The sequence below is a fragment of the Streptomyces sp. NPDC044002 genome (assembly GCF_056434525.1).
In genome coordinates this window covers 1-21,329 of sequence record NZ_JBWKEZ010000034.1, presented here as the reverse complement: position 1 = coordinate 21,329, position 21,329 = coordinate 1, and the positions used below count along the sequence as shown (strand labels likewise).

The 21,329-nt window shown below is 74.1% G+C and carries 15 protein-coding genes; 8 read left to right on the top strand and 7 right to left on the bottom strand.

What is annotated here, in order from left to right:
* Positions 1 to 82: 82 nt before the first annotated feature.
* Positions 83 to 430 carry an MGMT family protein gene (locus AC07A6_RS24050; protein WP_285547002.1) on the bottom strand — a complete coding sequence of 116 codons (348 nt, stop codon included), beginning with the start codon at positions 428 to 430 and terminating at the stop codon, positions 83 to 85.
* A gap of 119 nt (positions 431 to 549) precedes the next feature.
* Here AC07A6_RS24050 and AC07A6_RS24045 point away from each other — a divergent pair, with 119 nt between their 5' ends.
* On the top strand, positions 550 to 3,261 hold the full coding sequence (locus tag AC07A6_RS24045) for a lysylphosphatidylglycerol synthase transmembrane domain-containing protein (protein ID WP_478778468.1): 2,712 nt from the start codon (positions 550 to 552) through the stop codon (positions 3,259 to 3,261).
* Positions 3,262 to 3,598: 337 nt separating this feature from the next.
* On the opposite strand, the gene AC07A6_RS24040 is transcribed toward AC07A6_RS24045, so the two are convergent.
* Positions 3,599 to 4,330: a YwiC-like family protein gene (locus tag AC07A6_RS24040; protein WP_478778467.1), complete on the bottom strand. Its 732-nt coding sequence runs from the start codon at positions 4,328 to 4,330 to the stop codon at positions 3,599 to 3,601.
* A gap of 218 nt (positions 4,331 to 4,548) precedes the next feature.
* Here AC07A6_RS24040 and AC07A6_RS24035 point away from each other — a divergent pair, with 218 nt between their 5' ends.
* The 7 genes from AC07A6_RS24035 (at position 4,549) to AC07A6_RS24005 (ending at position 15,400) form a co-directional block, all read left to right on the top strand.
* On the top strand, positions 4,549 to 8,250 hold the full coding sequence (locus tag AC07A6_RS24035) for a nitrate reductase subunit alpha (RefSeq protein ID WP_478778466.1): 3,702 nt from the start codon (positions 4,549 to 4,551) through the stop codon (positions 8,248 to 8,250).
* Positions 8,251 to 9,774 carry a nitrate reductase subunit beta gene (gene narH / locus AC07A6_RS24030; RefSeq protein ID WP_478778465.1) on the top strand — a complete coding sequence of 508 codons (1,524 nt, stop codon included), beginning with the start codon at positions 8,251 to 8,253 and terminating at the stop codon, positions 9,772 to 9,774. It abuts the gene before it with no gap.
* Positions 9,771 to 10,430, top strand: coding sequence for a nitrate reductase molybdenum cofactor assembly chaperone (gene narJ / locus AC07A6_RS24025; protein WP_478778464.1), 660 nt, complete (start codon positions 9,771 to 9,773; stop codon positions 10,428 to 10,430). The genes narH and narJ overlap by 4 nt, the downstream gene beginning before the upstream one ends.
* Positions 10,430 to 11,155: a respiratory nitrate reductase subunit gamma gene (narI, locus tag AC07A6_RS24020; protein ID WP_362467370.1), complete on the top strand. Its 726-nt coding sequence runs from the start codon at positions 10,430 to 10,432 to the stop codon at positions 11,153 to 11,155. The genes narJ and narI overlap by 1 nt, the downstream gene beginning before the upstream one ends.
* Positions 11,152 to 12,405 carry a TIGR04053 family radical SAM/SPASM domain-containing protein gene (locus AC07A6_RS24015; protein ID WP_478778463.1) on the top strand — a complete coding sequence of 418 codons (1,254 nt, stop codon included), beginning with the start codon at positions 11,152 to 11,154 and terminating at the stop codon, positions 12,403 to 12,405. The genes narI and AC07A6_RS24015 overlap by 4 nt, the downstream gene beginning before the upstream one ends.
* The gene (gene hemG / locus AC07A6_RS24010) at positions 12,393 to 13,781 is read left to right on the top strand and encodes a protoporphyrinogen oxidase (protein WP_478778462.1); all 1,389 of its coding nucleotides are present in this window, start codon (positions 12,393 to 12,395) and stop codon (positions 13,779 to 13,781) included. The genes AC07A6_RS24015 and hemG overlap by 13 nt, the downstream gene beginning before the upstream one ends.
* 65 nt (positions 13,782 to 13,846) lie before the next feature.
* A complete protein-coding gene (locus AC07A6_RS24005) occupies positions 13,847 to 15,400 on the top strand; it encodes an alpha/beta hydrolase (protein ID WP_478778461.1) in 1,554 nt (517 codons plus the stop codon).
* Positions 15,401 to 15,474: 74 nt separating this feature from the next.
* Here AC07A6_RS24005 and moeZ read toward each other — a convergent pair whose 3' ends face one another.
* The 5 genes from moeZ to AC07A6_RS23980 form a co-directional block, all read right to left on the bottom strand.
* Complete coding sequence (gene moeZ / locus AC07A6_RS24000; protein WP_007266387.1) at positions 15,475 to 16,653, bottom strand: adenylyltransferase/sulfurtransferase MoeZ; 1,179 nt, start codon at positions 16,651 to 16,653, stop codon at positions 15,475 to 15,477.
* A 63-nt stretch (positions 16,654 to 16,716) separates the two neighbouring features.
* Complete coding sequence (locus tag AC07A6_RS23995; RefSeq protein ID WP_478778460.1) at positions 16,717 to 17,472, bottom strand: spherulation-specific family 4 protein; 756 nt, start codon at positions 17,470 to 17,472, stop codon at positions 16,717 to 16,719.
* Positions 17,460 to 18,467, bottom strand: coding sequence for an SDR family oxidoreductase (locus tag AC07A6_RS23990; protein WP_362467377.1), 1,008 nt, complete (start codon positions 18,465 to 18,467; stop codon positions 17,460 to 17,462). Before AC07A6_RS23990 ends, AC07A6_RS23995 begins: the two co-directional genes overlap by 13 nt.
* A 31-nt stretch (positions 18,468 to 18,498) precedes the next feature.
* Positions 18,499 to 19,449, bottom strand: coding sequence for a hypothetical protein (locus AC07A6_RS23985; RefSeq protein WP_478778459.1), 951 nt, complete (start codon positions 19,447 to 19,449; stop codon positions 18,499 to 18,501).
* Positions 19,450 to 19,565: 116 nt separating this feature from the next.
* Positions 19,566 to 21,152 (bottom strand): DUF3492 domain-containing protein, encoded by a 1,587-nt coding sequence (locus AC07A6_RS23980; protein ID WP_478778458.1) that lies wholly within the window; start codon positions 21,150 to 21,152, stop codon positions 19,566 to 19,568.
* Positions 21,153 to 21,329 lie beyond the last annotated feature (177 nt).

Here is a 21,329-nt window from a genome sequence, read left to right as displayed (position 1 = left end):
CGGAAGTCGCCCGGGAGTGCTCCGGCGCCGTCCTCCGTACGGGCCTTCGACCCTCCGCCCGCGTCTCGTATGCCGGAAGCTGTCAGGTGTGAGCCTCGTCGCCCCCGGCCCCCTCGTCGCGCCCGTCCCAGCGCGCCCTGCGCATGGCCAGCCGGGGTTCGCCGGAGGGGGTCTCGCGCAGCGGGGTGCCCTCGGTCCGGTAGTGCTCCAGGGCGCGCCGCTCGCTGCCGGGCAGGGGTACTCCGTCCGCCCGCACCACGCGCCACCAGGGCACGGCTCCCCCGTACAGGGCCATGACACGCCCGACTTGGCGCGGGCCGCCCTCGCCGAGCCACTCGGCGACGTCCCCGTAGGTCATCACCCGGCCGGGCGGAATCCGCTCGGCCACCTCCAGTACCCGCTCCGCGTAGGCGGGCAGCTCATCGCTCATTCGGCACATGGTGCCGGATGCTCCGGCCGGTCCGGTGGAAGCTTTCCTTCCGTACCGGCGCGCACCCTGCTGCCCCGCGCGGCCGCCCGTCCGTGCCACCATCTTCCGGGCGGTGACTGGTGATACGTGATCAAGAAGAGACGGATGTGACGGCGAAGGAGCGGGTTGTGAGCCCTCCGGACGGCGCGGCGAGGGGCGATGACGCGCGCCCGGACGAGGCGCACCCCGACGACCCGCCCGGCCACACGCCGACGGAGGCCGACCGCGTCGAGGTGGACGAGCCGCTGCTCGCCGCCCGCGTGCACCGGCCCTCCGACCTGGTACGCCTGCTCGCCGGGATCCTCGGCATCGCCGTCGTGCTCGGCATCGCCGCGTTCGCCCACGGCACCACCGCGGGCCTGGAGCAGGACATCACGCAGGGCACCGGCCAGGCGCCCGCCCTGCTGATCAAGGTCGCGGGGCTGGTGTCCAGCATCGCCGTGCTCCTCGTACCGGTGGCCTTCGCCATCGAGCGGCTGATCAAGCGCGACGGGCTGCGCATCGCCGACGGCGTCCTCGCGGCCGTCCTCGCGCACGGGGTGACCCTGGCCACCGACCTGTGGGTGTCCCAGGGCGCCCCCGAGACCATCCAGGACGCCCTGACCCGGGCCACGGCCACGTCCGGCTCCACGGACCCGGTGCACGGGTACCTCGCACCGGTGATCGCGTACATGACCGCCGTCGGGATGACCCGGCGGCCCCGCTGGCGGGTCGCGCTCTGGGTGGTGCTGCTGTTGGACGCCTTCGCCATGCTGGTCAGCGGCTACACCACGCCGTTCTCGATCATCCTGACGGTGCTGATCGGCTGGAGCGTGGCGTACGGGACCCTGTACGCCGTCGGCTCGCCGAACGTCCGGCCCACCGGGCAGAACCTCCTCGCCGGCCTGCGCCGCGTCGGCTTCCAGCCGGTCAGCGCGATGCGCGCGGAGGCCGCGGACGGGGACAGCACGGAGACCGGCGACCGCGGCCGGCGGTACCACGTCACGCTGGAGGACGGGCCGCCGCTGGACGTCACCGTCGTGGACCGGGAACAGCAGGCGCAGGGCTTCTTCTACCGGGTCTGGCGGCGGATGACCCTGCGCGGGATCACCACCCGGCGCAGCATCCAGTCGCTGCGCCAGGCCCTCGAACAGGAGGCCCTGCTCGCGTACGCGGCCATCGCGGCCGGGGCGAACGCGCCGAAGCTGATCGCCACCTCCGAGCTGGGTCCGGACGCCGTGATGCTCGTCTACGAGCACCTGGGCGGCCGGAACCTGGACGCGCTCGCCGACGAGGAGATCACCGACGAGCTGACCCACAACGCGTGGGAGCAGGTACGGGCCCTGCAGTCGCGCCGGATCGCGCACCGCCGGCTCACTGGCGACGCGTTGGTGGTGGATCGTTCCGGCAAGGTGATCCTCACGGACCTGCGGGGCGGTGAGATCGCGGCCGGCGACCTGGTGCTGCGGATGGACATCGCGCAGCTGCTGACCACGCTCGGCCTGCGGGTCGGCGCGGAGCGGGCGGTGGCCTCGGCGGTGTCGGTGCTCGGCCCGGACACGGTGGCGGACTGCCTGCCGCTGCTCCAGCCGATCGCGCTGAGCCGCTCCACCCGGGCGACCCTGCGCAGGCTGGCCCGGGAGCGGGCCGACCGGCAGCGGGAGGCCGTACTGGAGTCCTCGCGGGCGGCGAAGGCGGCGCGCGAGGCGGGCTCCGAGGCCGGGGCGGCCACGGCGGCCACCTCCGCCGCGGCGGACCGCAAGGCCGAGAAGAAGGCGCTGGACGACGCCCTGGAGGGGGCGCGGGAGGAGGACCTGCTGAGCCAGATCCGCCAGCAGGTGCTGCTGATCCGCCCGCAGGCGCCGGTGGAGCCGGCCCGGCTGGAACGGATCCGGCCGCGCACGCTGGTGTCCTTCATCGCGGGTGCCTTCGGTGCGTACTTCCTGCTCACGCAGCTGGCCCACGTGGACTTCGCGACGATCATCGGCCAGGCCCAGTGGGGCTGGGTCGGGGCGGCGCTGGCCTTCTCGGTGCTGACGTACTTCGCGGCGGCCATGAGCCTGCTGGGCTTCGTCCCGGAACGGGTCCCCTTCCTGCGGACGGTGGTCGCGCAGGTCGCGGGGTCCTTCGTGAAGCTGGTCGCCCCGGCGGCGGTCGGCGGTGTCGCACTGAACACCCGGTTCCTCCAGCGGGCGGGGGTCCGGCCGGGGCTGGCCGTGGCCAGCGTCGGCGCGTCGCAGCTGTTCGGGCTGGCGAGCCACATCCTGCTGCTGCTGGCCTTCGGCTACCTGACGGGCACCGAGAAGACCCCGGAAATGGCCCCGTCGAGGACGGTGATCGCGGGTCTGCTGACGGTGGCGGTGCTGGTGCTGGTCGTCACGGCGGTGCCGTTCCTGCGGAAGTTCGTGGTGACGCGGGTGCGGGCGCTGTTCGCGGGCGTGGTGCCGCGCATGCTGGACGTGCTCCAGCGGCCGCAGAAGCTGGTGACGGGCATCGGCGGGATGCTGCTGCTGACCGGCTGCTTCGTGATGTGCCTGGACGCCTCGATCCGCGCGTTCGGGGGTGGCGAGGCCATCAGCTACGCGAGCATCGCGGTGGTGTTCCTGGCGGGCAACGCGCTGGGCTCGGCGGCGCCGACGCCGGGCGGCATGGGCGCGGTGGAGACGACGCTGACGCTGGGTCTGATCGCGGCGGGGCTGGAGAAGGAGGTCGCGATCTCGGCGGTGCTGCTGTTCCGTCTGATGACCTTCTGGCTGCCGGTGCTGCCGGGGTGGGTGTCGTTCAACTTCTTGACCCGCAAGGAGGCCATTTAGCTCCGCTGGTTCCGCCGTCTGAGTGGGTGTGCCGCTGCGCGGGGCGAGGTCCCCTACCCGCCCTTCCACCGTTCCCTGGGGGCGCCGCCCCCAGACCCCCGCGCCTCAAACGCCGGCGAGGCTGAGATGTGCCGGCGGGGCGAGTTTGAGCGCACCGGGCGCGCAGCGCCCGGAACGGGGTCCGGGGCGGAGCCCCGGGCCCTTCCAGCCCCGCCTGGGGGCACCTCCCAGCGGTAGCTGGGGGAGCTTGAGGCGCGGGTCCGGGCAGCGCCCGGGGAACGGTGGAAGGGCGGGTAGGGGACGGCCCCGCGCAGCGGCCCACCCACCGGCACCGGCGTCACGAGAGGCAGAGCACCGCCAGGAGGCCCCCCGCGCAGGCGAGTTCCGTCGCGCCGACGACCGCCGGGCGCAGCCCCCGCCCCGGGAGGGCGGCCGCGCGGGCCAGGTACGCGGCGAAGGGCAGGGCCAGCCAGGGGGAGAGGAGCGCGGCCAGCGCAAGGGCCGCGGCGTGGTACGCCACCGAGCCCCGCCGGTACGCCCGCGAACCCCGTTCCCGGATCATCGTCTTCACGTACGGCACCGTCCCCGCGAAGTACAGCAGGCACGCCACCGCCGCCGGCCACGCCCGGCCGGGTCCGAGCCCCCCGAGCCGGGCCGCGACCAGTGCCATGCCGCACGCCGGGACCACCGCCGCGAGGCCGTTGGCGAGTGCCCGCTCCCGGCCCCGCCACGCGTACCAGGTGTTGACCGCCAGGAAGGGGACGGCCGCCGCGCCGGCGAGCAGCAGCCAGGGGTGCCGGACGGCCGGCGGCAGCGCCACCGCCGCGCACGCCCCGCCGAGGACCAGGGCCGGCAGGGTGTGCCGCCGCGCCGAGCGCAGGCCGCGCGCGTGCAGCCGCAGCCACTGCTGGCCGTGGAAGACCGCCGCGTACCCGAGCAGCCAGGCGGCCAGCAGCAGTACGTGCTCCCGGCCGGGGTGCGGGGCCAGGAGGGTGCCCGCGAGGAACGGCACGACGAGCATCGCCCACGCCCCGTGCTGGTCCGGGATCCAATTCCGTTTCCGAGCCATGGAATCCATCGTTCCATGAATGCAAAGTGGAATTTTTCCGCGTGATTTGATTCCGCCGACTTCCGGACGGTCGGCCTGCGGAAAACCGGAAGTTGGTCACCCACCCCCGGGACCTTTGCCGCCCGCCGGGCCTTTGCGGGCGGCGTAGCGTCGACGAGTGGTCCGCTTTCCCCGCGGCTGCCCCGCCCACTCCGTTTCCGGTCGCCTGGAGGGTCACCTTGAACGCGCGTGATTCCATCGATTCAGCCGTCGATTCAGCCGTCGATTCGCTCGTCCGGGCGGGCGGTTTCTTCACCCGCGCCGAAGTCTCCGACGACCTGCGCACGGTGCACCGGACCGGCGGCCGGGCCGCCGAGGCCTTCTACCGGGACCGGTGGAGCCACGACAAGGTGGTCCACTCCACCCACGGCGTGAACTGCACCGGTTCCTGCCGGTGGAAGGTGTTCGTCAAGGACGGGATCATCACCTGGGAGACCCAGGCCACCGACTACCCCTCCGTCGGCCCCGACCGCCCCGAGTACGAGCCCCGCGGCTGCCCGCGCGGTGCCTCGTTCTCCTGGTACTCCTACTCCCCCACCCGGGTGCGCTACCCGTACGTGCGCGGCGTGCTGCTGGAGATGTACCGCGAGGCCAAGGAGCGGCTCGGCGACCCGGTGCTCGCCTGGGCCGACGTGCAGGGCGACCCGGAGCGCCGCCGCCGCTACCAGCGGGCGCGCGGCAAGGGCGGGCTGGTGCGGGCCACCTGGGAGGAGGCGCTGGAGATCACCGCCGCCGCGCACGTGCACACCGTCAAGGAGCACGGGCCGGACCGGGTGGCCGGCTTCTCGCCGATCCCGGCGATGTCGATGGCCTCGCACGCCGCCGGGGCCCGTTTCCACTCCCTCATCGGCGCACCGATGCTGAGCTTCTACGACTGGTACGCGGACCTGCCGGTGGCCTCGCCGCAGGTGTTCGGGGACCAGACCGACGTGCCGGAGTCCGGGGACTGGTGGGACGCGGCCTACCTGATGATGTGGGGTTCGAACGTCCCGGTCACCCGTACCCCCGACGCGCACTGGATGGCCGAGGCCCGCTACCGCGGGCAGAAGGTCGTGACGGTTTCCCCGGATTTCGCGGACAACACGAAATTCGCCGACGAGTGGATGCATCCGCACCCGGGTACGGACGGTGCGCTGGCCATCGCGATGGGGCACGTCATCCTGAAGGAATTCTTCGTGGAGAAGGAGACCCCTTTCTTCACGGATTACGTCCGCCGGTACACGGACCTGCCTTTCCTGGTCTCGCTGCGGGAAACGGAGCACGGGCTGGTCCCGGGAAAGTTCGTCACCGCCGCCGATCTCGGGCAGGACACCGAGAACGCCCAGTGGAAGACCGTCCTGGTCGACGACGCCACCGGCGAGCCCGTCGTCCCCAACGGCACCCTCGGGCACCGCTGGGGCAGGAACGAGACCCCGGAGTGGAACCTGGACCTCGGCACCACCGTGCCCCGGCTGACGCTGCTCGGGGAGGGGGAGAGCGCCGAGATCGTGCTCCCCCGCTTCGAGGACGACGAGCAGGGCGGCGGGCAAGGCGACGGGCAGGACGGCGGGCAGGGCGGCACCGTGCGCCGCGGGGTGCCCGTGCAGCGCATCGGCGGGAAGCTCGTGACCACCGTCTTCGACCTGATGCTCGCCCAGTACGGGGTGGCCCGCGCGGGCCTCCCCGGCGAGTGGCCCGCGGGCTACGAGGACGCCTCCCAGCCCGGCACCCCCGGCTGGCAGGAGTCGCTGACCTCGGTGCCCGCCGCGCAGGCGGCCCGGGTGGCGCGGGAGTTCGCCGAGACGGCCGAGGCTTCGCAGGGCCGCTGCATGATCCTGATGGGGGCCGGCACCAACCACTGGTTCCACTCGGAGACCATCTACCGCTCCTTCCTCGCCCTGCTCACCCTCACCGGCTGCCAGGGCCGCAACGGCGGCGGCTGGGGCCACTACGTCGGCCAGGAGAAGTGCCGCCCGGTCACCGGCTGGGCCACCCTCGCCGCGGCCTCCGACTGGTCGCGCCCGCCGCGCCAGATGATCGGCGCCGCCTGGTTCTACCTGCACACCGGCCAGTGGCGCTACGACACCCTCCCGGCCCAGGCCCTGGCCTCCCCGCTCGCCGAGGGCGCCTTCGAGGGCATGAGCGGCGCGGACTGCCTGGCCGCGAGCGCCCGGATGGGCTGGATGCCCTCGTACCCGACCTTCGACCGCAACCCCCTGGAGCTGGGCGAGGGCACCGACCCGGTGGCGGACGCGGTGCGCGCGCTGGAGGAGGGCACGCTCGGCTTCGCCGGCGAGGACCCCGACGACCCGCGCAACTGGCCGCGGGTGCTGAACGTGTGGCGGGCCAACCTCCTCGGCTCCAGCTCCAAGGGCAACGAGTACTTCCTCAAGCACCTGCTCGGCACGCACTCCAACCTCCCCGACGACGGCCCGCGCTGCACGCCCAGGGACGTGGCGTACCGGGAGGAGGACGTGGAGGGGAAGCTCGACCTGCTGATGTCGATGGACTTCCGGATGACGTCCACGACGCTGCTGTCGGACGTGGTCCTGCCGGCCGCCACCTGGTACGAGAAGCACGACCTGTCCTCCACGGACATGCACCCCTTCCTGCACGCCTTCACCCCGGCCGTGGACCCGCCCTGGCAGGCCCGCTCCGACTACGACGCCTTCCGCGGCCTCGCCGAGCGCTTCGGCGAGCTCGCCGCCACCCACCTCGGCGTACGCCGTGACCTGGTGGCGACCGCCCTCCAGCACGACACCCCGGGCGGCGAGATGGCCCAGCCGGGCGGGGTGGCGCTGGACTGGTCGAAGGGCGAGTGCGAGCCCGTACCGGGCCGGACGATGTACGGCCTGACGGTGGTCGAGCGGGACTACGGGGCGGTGGGCGAGAAGTTCTCCGCGCTCGGCCCGCTGGTCGACCGGCTCGGCGTGACCACGAAGGCGATCACCTTCGACGTGGCCGAGGAGGTCGCCTACCTCGGCCAGAAGAACGGCCTGGTCAGGGGTGGGGCCGGGGACGGCCGTCCCCGGCTGGACACCGCGCGGCGGGCCTGCGAGGCGATCCTCGCCCTCTCCGGGACGAGCAACGGCCGGCTCGCCACCCAGGGCTTCGAGACCCTGGAGAGGAAGGTGGGCACGCACATGGCCCACCTGGCCGCCGAGGCGGAGGGCAAGCGGATCTCCTTCGCCGACACCCAGGCCCGCCCGGTCCCGGTGATCACCTCGCCTGAGTGGTCGGGCTCGGAGTCGGGCGGGCGCCGCTACACCGCCTTCACCGTCAACACCGAGCACCTCAAGCCCTGGCACACCCTCACCGGCCGCCAGCACTTCTTCATCGACCACGACTGGCTGCACGAGGTCGGGGAGTCACTGCCCGTCTACAAGCCGCCGCTGAACATGCACACCCTGTACGGGGAGCCCGAACTGGGCACCGTCGACCAGAAGTCGGTGGCCGTCCGCTACCTGACCCCGCACAACAAGTGGGCGATCCACAGCCAGTACCAGGACAACCTGTACATGATGACGCTGGGGCGCGGCGGGCAGACGGTGTGGATGTCCCCGCAGGACGCCGAGGCGATCGGGGTCGCCGACAACGACTGGATCGAGGCCGTCAACCGCAACGGCGTGGTCACCGCCCGCGCGATCGTCTCCCACAAGATGCCGCCCGGCACCGTCTACATGAACCACGCGCAGGAGCGCACGGTCGGCGTGCCCAAGACCGAGAAGACGGGCCGCCGCGGCGGCATCCACAACTCGCTGACCCGGGTGATGCTCAAGCCCACCCACCTCATCGGCGGCTACGCCCAGCTGACCTGGGCCTTCAACTACCTGGGCCCGACCGGCAACCAGCGCGACGAGGTGACGGTCATCCGCCGCCGCGACCAGAAGGTGGAGTTCTAGATGAAGGTCATGGCGCAGGTCGCGATGGTCATGAACCTCGACAAGTGCATCGGCTGCCACACCTGTTCGGTCACCTGCAAGCAGGCGTGGACCAACCGGCAGGGCACCGAGTACGTCTGGTTCAACAACGTCGAGACCCTCCCCGGCCAGGGCTACCCGCGCCGCTGGGAGGACCAGGAGAAGTGGAAGGGCGGCTGGGAGCGCACCCGCTCCGGCCGGCTGCGCCTGCGGGCGGGCGGCCGCCTCGCCAAGCTCGGCAAGATCTTCGCGAACCCGGAGCTGCCGGAGATCGACGACTACTACCAGCCCTGGAGCTACGAGTACAAGAACCTCACCGACGCCCCGGCGGGCGACGACCTGCCCACCGCCCGGCCCGTCTCCCAGCTCACCGGCGAGCCCCTGGACACCATCGCCTGGGGCCCCAACTGGGACGACAACCTCGGCGGCGCCCCCGCCCACGCGCCGAAGGACCCGGTCGTGGAGAAGATCCGCGAGGAGGTCGGGGAGAAGATCCGCTTCGAGTTCGAGCAGAGCTTCATGTTCTACCTCCCCCGGATCTGCGAGCACTGCCTCAACCCGGCGTGCGTCTCCTCCTGCCCCTCGGGCGCCCTGTACAAGCGGGAGGAGGACGGCATCGTCCTCGTCGACCAGGACCGCTGCCGCGGCTGGCGCATGTGCGTGACCGGGTGCCCGTACAAGAAGGTGTACTTCAACCACCGCACCGGCAAGGCGGAGAAGTGCACGTTCTGCTTCCCGCGCGTCGAGGTCGGCATGCCCACCGTCTGCTCGGAGACCTGCGTGGGCCGGATGCGCTACCTCGGCGTCATGCTCTACGACGCCGACAAGGTCGCCGGGGCCGCCGCCGTCGAGGACGAGCACGACCTCTACCCGGCCCAGCTGGAGTGCTTCCTCGACCCGCACGACCCGGCCGTGGTCGCCGCCGCCCGCGCGGCCGGCCTGACCCGGGAGTGGATCGAGGCCGCGCAGCGCTCCCCCGTGTACGACCTGATCGCCACCTACCAGGTCGCCCTGCCCCTCCACCCGGAGTACCGGACCGTGCCGATGGTCTGGTACGTGCCCCCGCTCTCCCCCGTCGTCGAGGCGGTCGCCGCCACCGGCAGCGACGGCGAGGACGCCGGGAACCTCTTCGGCGCCATCGACGCCCTGCGGATCCCCGTGGAGTACCTCGCGGAGGTCCTCACGGCCGGCGACACCCACGTCGTGGAGGCCGTGCTGCACCGGATGGCCGCGATGCGCGCCTACATGCGGAGGATCAACCTCGGTGAGGAGCGGGACGAGTCGATCGCCGCCACCGTCGGCCTGACCGGCGCCGAGATGGAGGACATGTTCCGGCTCCTGGCCGTCGCCAAGCTCGAAGACCGCTTCGTCATCCCGACGGCGGCCCGCGCCGACGCCGACGCCCTCGCCGCCTCGCACCCGCTGGACGCGCAGTGCCCCGTCGGGGAGCGGCCCGGGAAGCCCCGCCTGATGCTCAACCTCAGCCCCACCAGGAGGAGCTCGTGACCCCCGACGCCCTCGTACGCCTCGTCGCGGGCTGCGTCCTGCAGTACCCGGGCGACCGCTTCCACGACGAACTCCCCCGGCTGCGCGCCGCCCTCGCCGGGGCGCCCGCCGAACCGGCCGCGCTGCTCGGCGCGTTCCTCGACGAGGCCGAGGGGATGACCCCGATCGGCCTGTGCGAGCGGTACACCTCCACCTTCGACACCCGCAACCGGCGCTGCCTCTACCTGACCTGGTGGACCGACGGCGACACGCGCCGGCGCGGGCTGTCCCTCGTACGGCTGAAGCGGATCTACCGGGACTTCGGGCTGGAGTACGCGGGCGAGGAGCTGCCCGACTTCCTGCCCGCCGCCCTGGAGTTCGCCGCGCTGCGCGAGGAGGCCGGCACCGAGCTGCTCCAGGAGCACCGGGCCGGGCTGGAGCTGCTGCGGCTCGCCCTCGCCGAGTCCGCCAGCCCGTACGCCCGGGTGCTGGAGGCCGTCTGCACGACCCTGCCCGGGCCCTCGCCCGCGACGAAGGCCGAGGCGAAGGCCCTCGCGCGGAGCGGTCCCCCGCAGGAGCTGGTGGGCGCCGGCTCCCCGCTCGAACCCTTCGGCCCGGGAATCGACCGGCCCGTGGACCTCCCGTGGCCCACCTCCCCGGAAAGGAAGACGGCCTGATGGACCTCATCCTGTGGGGCGTGCTGCCGTACGTCTCGATCGCCCTGCTCGTGGCCGGCACGGTCTGGCGCGCCCGCTACGACGCCTTCGGCTGGACCACCCGCTCCTCCCAGCTGTACGAGTCTCGGCTGCTGCGGATCGGCTCCCCCCTCTTCCACTTCGGCATGCTCTTCGTGGTCCTCGGCCACGTGGTGGGCCTGCTGGTGCCGATGGAGTGGACCGACGCGCTCGGGCTGAGCGACCACGCCTACCACCTGCTGGCCGTCTCCACCGGCGCCGTCGCGGGCGTCGCGGCCGCCGCCGGCATCGGGATCCTCGTCTACCGGCGGCTCAAGGTGCCCGCCGTACGCCGGGCCACCCTGCGCAGCGACCACCTGATGTACACGGTCCTGCTGGGCGCGATGCTGCTGGGGCTGACGGCCACCGTCCTGAACTCCACCGGGCAGACCGGTGGCTACAACTACCGCGAGGGCATCTCGGTCTGGTTCCGTAGCCTGTTCGCCCTCTCCCCCGACTACCACCTGATGGCCGGCGCCCCCCTCGCCTTCAAGCTGCACGTCGTCTTCGGCTTCGCCCTCTTCGCGCTGATCCCGTACTCGCGGCTGGTCCACATGTTCTCCGCCCCGCTGAAGTACCTGTTCCGGCCGTTCGTGGTCTACCGCAAGCGGGACCCGGAGCTGACCTCCAACCGTCCGGACCGGCGCGGCTGGGAGCGGGTGTCATGACCGCCCGCACCGCGCGCGCAGTCGTCCGCACCCCCCGCCACGACGTCGCCGAACGCCCCTTCCTCGTCATCTGGGAGGCCACCCGGGCCTGCGCGCTGGCCTGCCTGCACTGCCGGGCCGAGGCGCGGACCGCCCGCGACCCCCGCGAGCTGGACGGGGCCGGCGCCCGCCGGGTGATGGACCAGACCGCCGCCTTCGGCAGGCCCGCACTGGGGGCACCTCCCGGGCCGCCAGGCCCAGGGGGACTCTTCGTGATCACCGGCGGCGACCCCTTCCAGCGCCCCGACCTCACCGGGCTCATCGCGTACGGCACCTCCCTGGGCCTGCGCGTCGCCGTCTCCCCCTCCGGCACGCCCACCCTCACCCGGGAGAACCTGCTGGCCGTGCGCGACGCCGGCGCGGTGGCGCTCTCGCTCTCCCTGGACGGCTCCACCCCCGAGCGGCACGACTCCTTCCGGGGCGTCCCCGGGGTCTGGGAGCGGACCCTGGAGGGCTGGCGGGCCGCCCGCGACATCGGCCTCAAGGTGCAGGTCAACACCACCGTCAGCCGCCGCAGCCTGGACGACCTCGCCGACATCGCCGCGCTGGTCCGCCGCGAGGGCGCGATGCTCTGGTCCGGCTTCCTCCTCGTCCCGGCCGGGCGCGCACAGCAGCTGGAGGCGCTGACCGCGGCGGAGACCGAGGACGTCCTGCACTTCCTCTACGACTGCGGGGCGGTCCTCGCCGCCAAGACCACCGAGGGCCACCACTTCCGCCGCGTCGTACTCCAGCGGACCGTCCTCGACGCCCGCGGCGAACGGCCCGTACTGGGGCCCCTGTACGAGCGGCTGCACGCCCGCGCCGGCCGGCTCGGGCTCTTCGACGGGGAGCGGCGCCCGGCGCGCCGGCCCCCGCTGGACGTCTCGTCGGGGCGCGGCTTCGTCTTCGTCTCGCACACCGGCGAGGTGCACCCCAGCGGCTTCCTGCCGCTGTCGGCGGGCAGCGTGAAGGACCGCCCGCTGCCGGAGATCTACCGTCGGGCGCCGCTGTTCACCTCGCTGCGCGACCCGGCACTGCTGCGCGGCCGGTGCGGGGCCTGCGAGTTCAAGCCGGTGTGCGGGGGCTCGCGCTCGCGGGCGTACGGCACCACCGGGGACGTGCTCGCGGAGGACCCGTACTGCGCCTACGAGCCGGGCAGCTTCCCGTACCAGGAGGAACTGCGGCACCTGACCGGGGGCGCCGCCGGAAGGAGCACCCCGTGCGTTCGGTGATCATCGTGGGCGGCGGCATCAGCGGTCTGGCCGCCGCCTGGGAACTGCGGGGCGCGGCCGACGTCACCGTCCTGGAAGCCGGCCCCCGGATCGGCGGGAAGCTGCGTACGGGCACCCTCGCCGGCATCCGCGTCGACGAGGGCGCGGAGTCCCTGATGGCGCTGCGGCCGGAGGCCGTGGAGCTGGCCTCGGCCGTCGGGCTCGGCGACGCCCTGTGCGACCCGGCCCGCGCGGCCGCCACCGTCTGGACGGGCGGCGCGCTGCGCCCGCTGCCGCCGGGCCACGTCATGGGCATCCCCGCCGACCCGGCGGCGCTGGCCGGCACCGGGCTGCTCTCGGCGGAAGGCCTCGACCGGGTCGAGCGGGAGGAGACCGTGCCCGCCGTGCCCGTCACCGGGGACTGCTCGGTGACGGAGTACCTGGCCGCCCGCCTCGGCCCGGAGGCGGTGGACCGGCTGGTGGAACCGCTGCTCGGCGGGGTGTACGCGGGCCGCGCCGACCGGCTCTCGCTGCGCGCGGCGATGCCGCGGATCGCCGCCCTGGCGGAGCGGGGCGAGCCGCTGCTGCCGGCGCTGCGCCGGATGCGGGCGGCCGCCGCGGCACGGGCGGCGGGCCCGGCGCCCGCTGCCGTCCGGGGCGTGAGCGGCGGCACCGCCCTGTTCCCGCGGGCGGTGGCCCGGGCCTCGGGGGCGCGGATCCTCACCGGGACGGCGGCCCGCTCGCTGGAACGGCTGCCGGGCGACCGGTGGCGGGTGGCGGCGGTGACGGCCGACGGCCCGCTGACCCTGGAGGCCGACGCCGTGGTCCTGGCGGTGCCGGCCTTCGCGGCGGCGGAGCTGCTGCGGCCGCATTCGCCGCTCGCACGGGAGGAGCTCGCCGGGGTCCCGTACGCCTCGACGGCGGTCGTCACCCTGGTGTACTCCCGCAGCCGGGCCCAGACCCTCCCGGAGGGCAACGGCTTCCTGGTCCCGCCGGCGGACGGGCACACGCTGAAGGCGGCGTCGTTCCTGTCCAACAAGTGGGCCTGGCTGCGGGACGCGGCACCCGCGGAGTTCGTGGTGCGCGCGTCCGTCGGCCGGTTCGGCGAGGAGGGTCTGCTCGACCGCCCCGACCGGCACCTGATCCGTACGGTGACCGCCGAACTCCGCCGGGCGGCAGGCCCGATGGGCGACCCGCACGCCGCCCGGGTGATCCGCTGGGACCGGGGCCTGCCCCAGTACGGCGTCGGCCACCTCGACCGGGTGGCCCGGATCCGCGAGGCCGCCGGGAAGCTCCCGGGCCTGGCCCTGTGCGGGGCGGCGTACGAGGGCGTGGGCGTCGCCGCCTGCGTCGCCACCGGCCGCGCCGCCGCCCGGCGGGCCGCCACCGGTACCTGACGGCGCCGCCCCCCGAACGGGTCAGCGCGGGGGCGGCGCCGGGGGCGGGCCCACAGGATGGGGGCATGCCGAGAAACGTCCTGCGGGCCACCACCGCCGCCGCGCTCGCCGCCGCACTGCTCACCACCGGCGCCTGTTCCGACGGCGACGGCAGCAGCGGGCAGAGAACCGGCACCGGAGCCGCCGAACCGGCCAAACCCCTGTCCTGGGGCGACTGCGACGCCCCCACGGCCGCCGAGGGCGGCGGGCAGGCTCCCGGCCAGGACTGGCAGTGCGCCACCCTCGACGTACCGCTCGACTACGCCGAACCCGGGGGCGAGACCATCCCCATCGCCCTGATCCGCGCGAAGGCCCGCGACAAGTCCAAGCGGCTCGGCTCACTGGTGTTCAACTTCGGCGGGCCCGGCGGTTCCGGGATCTCCACCCTGCCCGGCGCCGCCAAGGAGTACGAGGCCCTGCGCACCCGGTACGACCTGGTCAGCTTCGACCCGCGCGGGGTCGGCCGCAGCGCCCCCGTCCGCTGCGAGGACGACAAGCAGCTCGACGCGTACTACGCGCAGGACTCCTCCCCCACCACCCCGGAGGACGAGAAGGCCTTCGTCGAGGGCATCCGCACGTACCAGCAGGCCTGCAAGGCCAACTCCGGCAAGGTGCTCCCGTACGTGGGCACCGAGAACGCCGCCCGTGACCTGGACCGGATCCGCCAGGCCCTGGGCGACGAGAAGCTCAACTACTTCGGGATCTCCTACGGCACCGAACTCGGCGGGGTCTACGCCCACCTGTTCCCGAAGAACGTGGGCCGGGCGGTCTTCGACGCCGTGGTGGACCCCACCAAGGACGCCGAACAGGGCGCGCTGGGCCAGGCGAAGGGCTTCCAGCTGGCCCTCGGCAACTTCGCCCAGGACTGCGTGAACCGCGGCGACCAGTGCCGGATCCAGGGCAGCACCGCCAAGGAGATCGAGGCCAACATCATCAAGCTGCAGAAGGCCCTGGCCGCCAAACCCATCCCCGGCATCGGCGACCGGAAGCTCACCGAGTCCCAGGCGACCAACGGCATCGCCCAGGCCCTCTACTCCAAGGAGCTGTGGCCGCTGCTGGAACAGGGCCTGGACGAGGCCGAAGGCGGTCAGGGGCAGCTGCTGATGGCCCTGTCCGACGCCCTCAACGGCCGCGACCAGAACGGCCGCTACAGCAACATCGGCGCGGCCAACACCGCCATCAACTGCGCCGACTCCAAGGAGCGCTACACGCTGGAGGAGACCAAGGCCCGGCTGCCGGAGTTCCGCAAGGCCTCGCCCGTCTTCGGGGACTTCCTCGGCTGGGCGATGCTGAGCTGCACCGACTGGCCGGTGGCCGGCGCCTGGCAGACCCCGGACGTGTCCGCGCCCGGCGCCGCCCCGATCCTGGTGATCGGCAACACCGGTGACCCGGCGACCCCGTACGAGGGCGCCCGCGCGATGGCCGAGCGGCTGGGCAAGGGCGTGGGCGTGGAGCTGACGTACAAGGGCGAGGGGCACGGCGCGTACAACAGCGGCGACAAGTGCGTGCAGGGCGCGGTGAACGCGTACCTGCTGGACGGAAAGGTACCGGGCGCCGGGACCGTCTGCACGGCGGCCTGACCCGGGCCGGGCATGCGCAAGGGGCCGCACCCGCCCGGCGGGTACGGCCCCTCACGTCACTGCTCGGGGGACTGCTAGTAGACCGGCTTCTCGGGCTCGATCTGGTGGACCCAGCCGATGACGCCGCCGCCGACGTGCACCGCGTCGGCGAAGCCCGCGGACTTCAGGACCGCGAGGACTTCCGCACTGCGGACACCCGTCTTGCAGTGCAGGACGATCTTCTTGTCCTGCGGCAGGTCCTGGAGGGCGGTGCCCATCAGGAACTCGCCCTTGGGGATCAGCTTCGCGCCGGGGATCGAGACGATCTCGTACTCGTTCTTCTCGCGGACGTCGATGATCTCGATGTTCTCGCCGTCGTCGATCCACTCCTTGAGCTGCTTGGGAGTGATCGTGGAGCCGGCGGCGGCCTCCTGGGCCTCCTCCGAGACGACGCCGCAGAAGGCCTCGTAGTCGATGAGCTCGGTGACGGTCGCGTTCGGACCGCAGACCGCGCAGTCGGGGTCCTTGCGGACCTTGACCTGGCGGTACTGCATCTCCAGGGCGTCGTAGATCATCAGGCGGCCGACGAGCGGCTCGCCGACGCCGGTGAGGACCTTGATGGCCTCGGTGACCTGGATCGAGCCGATGGACGCGCAGAGCACGCCCAGCACGCCGCCCTCGGCGCAGCTCGGGACCATGCCCGGCGGCGGGGGCTCCGGGTAGAGGCAGCGGTAGCAGGGGCCGTGCTCGGACCAGAAGACGGAGGCCTGGCCGTCGAAGCGGTAGATCGAACCCCACACGTACGGCTTGTTGAGCAGCACGCAGGCGTCGTTGACCAGGTAGCGCGTGGCGAAGTTGTCCGTGCCGTCGACGATGAGGTCGTACTGGCTGAAGATCTCCATCACGTTGTCGGCTTCGAGCCGCTCTTCGTGGAGGACCACATTGACGTACGGGTTGATGCCCAGCACGCTGTCGCGGGCGGACTCGGCCTTGGAGCGGCCGATGTCCGACTGGCTGTGGATGATCTGGCGCTGCAGGTTCGACTCGTCGACCTCGTCGAACTCCACGATGCCCAGGGTGCCGACGCCGGCCGCGGCCAGGTACATGAGGGCGGGCGAGCCGAGGCCGCCCGCGCCCACGGCCAGCACCTTGGCGTTCTTCAGGCGCTTCTGGCCGTCCATCCCGACATCCGGGATGATCAGGTGGCGGGAGTACCGACGGACCTCGTCAACGGTGAGCTCAGCAGCTGGCTCTACCAGGGGTGGCAGCGACACGGGGACTCCGTAGATGGGTAAGTCTGAACGTTGGTTCTTCCCGTAACACTGCCACGCCCTTCTTCATTCCGAGACACCCGGTCCGATACGTGAGACGATTTCGTCCCAGTACGCGGGCATCGACGCCCAGGGGTCCCGGTCCGGGGTGCCCCGGCGGTCGGTGAACCAGATGGTTCCCGCGCCCTGCCAGCGGGCGACGCGGACCGCCTCCTCCAGGTGGGTGCGGGGCACCCCGTGGACCAGGTGGCAGAACCGCTCCGGCGGGTGGTCCGCCGTCCACTCCGCCACCTGCGACCAGCGGTAGTCGGCCCAGGCCCCGGAGAAGGTGACCAGCTGGTCGGCGGCCTCCACGTAGCCCTCGTAGGGGTGCGTGCCGTGTCCCAGCACGATCCGCAGGCCCTCGCCGAGCCCGCGCAGGGCGTCGGTCACCCGGCGCACGGAGGGCAGGTCCGCCCGGCCGGCGGGGGCCCCGGCCAGGTAGAAGCCGCCGATCCCGTACCAGTCGCGGAAGCGGTGCGCGTCGGAGAGCAGTTCCCCGAAGGACCGGGAGCCGTCCCGCATGGCGAGATGCCCGAGGACCGTCCCGCCCGCGTCCCGCAGCTTCGCGGCCGCCTCGGTGCAGTGCGGGTCGGGGCGGCCGCCGGGGCCGTCGGCGACGTTGAGCACCGCCCAGTGCAGCGGGGTCCCGGGGCGGGTCAGCTCGGCCCACTCCACCGGGGCGACGAGCGGGTGCGCGTAGCCGGGGATGCCCAGGCCGAGCCGGCCGGCCTCGGTCGCGGCCGCCGCCGTGGCCCCCGGCGGGGTGGTCAGATACGGCACGCCGCCTCCATCCAGATGTCGGCGAGGGACTCCTCCAGGTTGATCCGGGGCCGCCAGCCGAGCCGGTCCCGGGCGGTGCGCACGTCGGCCTGCTGCCAGGCGCCGCAGCCGTCGGGGTAGGGGTACGGCTGGGGGGCCGCGGCGAGCTGCTCGGGGGTGGCCTCGGAGCGGGGGGAGCCGATGGCGGCCAGGCCCTGCGGCCGGCCGCCGTGGCCGTGGCCGAGCCGGTCGTTGCCGTGCGGTACGTCCAGCTCGTTGAGGGCGCCTCCGTAGCCGGCGACCCGGGCGAGGACGGCCGCCGCGTCGCGCAGCCGGACGGCGCGGCCGGTGCCGATGTTCACGACCCCCTGGGCGGCGGACAGGGAAGCCGCGTGCACGGCCCGCGCCACGTCCCGTACGTCGACGAAGTCGCGCTGCACCCCGAGGCCGCTGAGCTTGAGCTCGCCGTCCCCGGACTGCATGGCCCGCCGCATGGCCTCGGCGAGCCGGCCCAGCGGGGAGCCGGCCGGGGTGCCGGGCCCGACGGGCGAGAACACGCGGAGCACGACGGCGTCCAGGCCGGAGCCGAGGACCAGCTCGGTGGCGGCGAGTTTGCTGACGCCGTACGGTCCGCCGGGTCTCGGGACGGCGTCCTCGGCCGTGGAGGAGCCGGGCTGGCTGGGCCCGTACTCGGCGGCGCAGCCGAGCTGGACGAGCCGGGCCCCGCAGCCGCTGCGGCGCAGCGACTCGCAGATGGTGGCGACGGCGACGGTGTTGTGCCGGGTCAGCTCGCGGGCTCCGCCGCGGGTGGCGCCCGCGCAGTTGATGACGACGCCCGGGTGGACGGCGTCCAGGAAGCGGGTGAGCGCGCCGGGGCTCCCGGTGGCGAGGTCGAAGCGTACGTCGGCGTCGTCGCCGCGGCCGAGCGCGGTGAGCTGCACGGCCGGGTCGGCGAGCAGCCGGTCGGCGACGTAGCGGCCGAGGTATCCGTTGGCTCCGATCAGCAGCACCCTCATCGCGCAACCCCTTGGTCGATTGGCTGGCCGGTCATGCTGTTTCTCCTTGGTGTCGGTGGGGCCGGTGACGCGCGTGTGCGGAGGCACGGGACAGCGCGAGGAAGGCGTGTACGAGGAGTCCCGCCGCGGCGGCGAGGACCGCCGCCGGGTCCGGGACCAGGGCGAGCGCGAGGGCGGCGGCGACGGGCGTGCGGTGCGCGCCGTGCCGCAGCAGCAGCCGGGCCAGGAACAGCAGCACCGCGAGCGGCACCGCCGTCCCCGGGGCTGCCGCCGTGACCGCGGCCGCCCCCGTGGCGGCCGCGGCGAACAGCAGGAGGATCCCGGCGAGCAGCGGCCGCGCCCCGGCGGCGAAGTCCTCCAGGGCCCGGCTCCCGGCGAGCCGGCGGCGGGCCCGGGCGGCGTAGAGGGCCGCGGCGAGGTGTCCGGGGGCGACGGCCAGGGCGAGGGCGGCGCCGAGGGCCGGGCCGTGCCGGTGGACGGCCCAGCCGACGGCGGCCGCCGCCAGCAGGTGGGCGGCGTAGGGGAAGCGCCCCCCGGCGCTCCTCCCGGGCCAGACCAGCGCGGCGGCGGTGAGGAGCGCCGCGAGGGGTCCGGCTCCCGGCATCCCGGCGGCGGCCGCCCCGAGGGCGAGGGCGCCGGGCAGCAGGGCGTACCCGAACCCCCGCACCGCCCGGGTCCCGGCCGGGGGCCGCACGGGCGCGGCGTCGGGGGCCTCACCGCGCGGGGTCCGGGCGTACAGCTCCTCGGCGAGGGTGAACACGTCCCGGTGCCGGAACCGCGCGGCGGTCCGGTCGGTGATCCCGTGCGCCTCCAGTCCGGCGGCGATCTCCAACGGATCGACGGCCCGCTCACAGAGCTCCCGGTGCCGGTGCAGCAGCGCTTTGACGGGATCCCCGCCCCGCCGTCGCCCGGCCTGCGGCCCCGCCCCGCCACGGCTGTCGGCCGGCCCGGCCGGCCGCGCACCCGCCGGCGGCGCGGACACGGCGCTGGCGTCCGGGACTCCGGGTCCGCCAAATCCAGCCTCGCCGGCGTTTGAGGCGCGGGGGGCCGGGGGCAGAGCCCCCGGCAACGGCGCCGCACCCGCGATGTCCGAGGTCGTCATGCCCGCACCTCCGAAGCCGGCACCGGCTCGGCCGCATGGGCAACCCACGGCCCGGGGACCATGGCCTCGGCGGGCCGCTCGAAGGGGACGTCCCCCGCCCCCCGTGAGGAACTGGCGGCCAGGAGCCGCAAGTAGCTCTCCCCGAAGGCCTCCACGTTCTGCTCGACGGTGAACAGCTCCAGCGCCCGGGCCCGGGCGGCCGCGCCCAGCCGCTGGGCCCGCTCGGGGTCCTCCAGCAGGGCGAGGCAGGCCTCGGCCAGCGCCCGGGGGTTGCGCGGCGGGACGACGAGCCCGGTGCCGCCGATGACCTCCCGTACGGCCCCCACGTCCGTGGAGACGGTGGCCCGGCCGCAGAACATGGCCTCGGCCAGGGTGATGGGGAAGCCCTCGATAACCGAGGACAGCAGGACGATCCGCCCGGCCCCGTACGCGTCGGCCGGCGAGGCCGCCTCCGGTCCGCCGATCTCCTCGAAGGTGACGGGGCTCTCCCCCACGGTCCGCGCGTCGGCGGCCTCGTCGGGGAAGAGCTGCGCGGCCAGCGAGCGGCAGTCCGACAGGTAGCCGGGGGCGGCGGCCGAGGCGAAGATCCGCAGCCGGGTGTGCGGGGCGGCCCGGCGGACCTCCGCGAAGGCGTGCAGCAGGGCGATCAGGTCCTTGGCCGGCTCGATCCGCCCGACCCACACCAGGGTGTCGGGGTCCCCCCGGTCGGGGTCCTCGCCGACGGCGGCGAATCGGTCCGCCTCCATGCCGGGGTAGACCGTCCGCAGCCGCTCCCGGGGCGCCCCGCAGCGCTCCTGCCAGCGGCGGGCGTGCGCGTTGCCGGGGGTGAGGAGGTCGGCGCGGGCGTAGATCTCCCCGGCGAGGCGGATGTGGAAGGCGGCCAGCAGGGCGCGTACGGCGGGCCGGGTGTCCTCGCGCTGTTCCAGGTAGTGGGCGCGGAGCTGGACGCCGTACTCGGTGACCAGCAGCGGGACCCCGAAGAAGCGTTTGGCCAGCAGTCCGGGGACGGCCGCGACCCCGCCGGCGGCGGCGTGGCAGACGTCGGCCCGGCCGAGGCCCCCGTCCTCGTACCAGTCGAGGGACAGCGGCCGCAGCGCGCGCTCCAGTTCGTCCACGAACTCCAGCAGGTCGGGGACCCGCGCGCCCTGTGCGGCGCGGCCCGCGCCCGGGGCGCGGCAGCCGGACTCGACCGCCCGCACGGCCGTCTCGGAGCGCAGGGCCGCGTACATCCCGCCCTGGTCGCGGGCGAGTTCGGCGAGCCCGTACAGTCCGGCGGCGAAGGCGTCGGCGTCCCCGGCGCAGATCCCCCGGACCAGCTCGGCGAAGCACTCGGCGAAGCGCCGGCGCTCGCGGCGGGCGTACGTGCGCCCGTCGTCCGCGGGGGCCCACAGCGGGGCGGTGCGCACGCGGGTGACGTGCGGCGGGAGGGTGACCCGGCCGCTCTCCTCCTGCCGGGCCGTGCGGCTCAGCGCGTAGAGCTCGAACTCGTGCTGGGGCAGCCCGCGCACGAGCCGGTCGCACCAGAGCCTCGCCTCGCCCGCCGCATACGGATAACCACCTTCCGTGACCAGTCCGATCCGCACGAGTGGCACCCCCGATCTCCCGTTCCAGGCGGCCGCCGTCGGTCCGGCGACCCGCCGCGGGAGAACTCAAGCGGATGCGCCGGTGGGGGGGGGGGGGGGGGGGGGGGGGGGGGGGGGGGGGGGGGGGGGGGGGGGGGGGGGGGGGGGGGGGGGGGGGGGGGGGGGGGGGAGGGGGGG

Excerpts from the sequence above, each read along its gene's own strand:
- AC07A6_RS24050 (WP_285547002.1), bottom strand. The coding sequence starts at position 430 with ATGAGCGATGAGCTGCCCGCCTACGCGGAGCGGGTACTGGAGGTGGCC.
- AC07A6_RS24040 (WP_478778467.1), bottom strand. The coding sequence starts at position 4,330 with ATGGCTCGGAAACGGAATTGGATCCCGGACCAGCACGGGGCGTGGGCG.
- narH (WP_478778465.1), top strand. The coding sequence starts at position 8,251 with ATGAAGGTCATGGCGCAGGTCGCGATGGTCATGAACCTCGACAAGTGC.
- narI (WP_362467370.1), top strand. The coding sequence starts at position 10,430 with ATGGACCTCATCCTGTGGGGCGTGCTGCCGTACGTCTCGATCGCCCTG.
- AC07A6_RS24015 (WP_478778463.1), top strand. The coding sequence starts at position 11,152 with ATGACCGCCCGCACCGCGCGCGCAGTCGTCCGCACCCCCCGCCACGAC.
- AC07A6_RS24005 (WP_478778461.1), top strand. The coding sequence starts at position 13,847 with ATGCCGAGAAACGTCCTGCGGGCCACCACCGCCGCCGCGCTCGCCGCC.
- AC07A6_RS23990 (WP_362467377.1), bottom strand. The coding sequence starts at position 18,467 with ATGAGGGTGCTGCTGATCGGAGCCAACGGATACCTCGGCCGCTACGTC.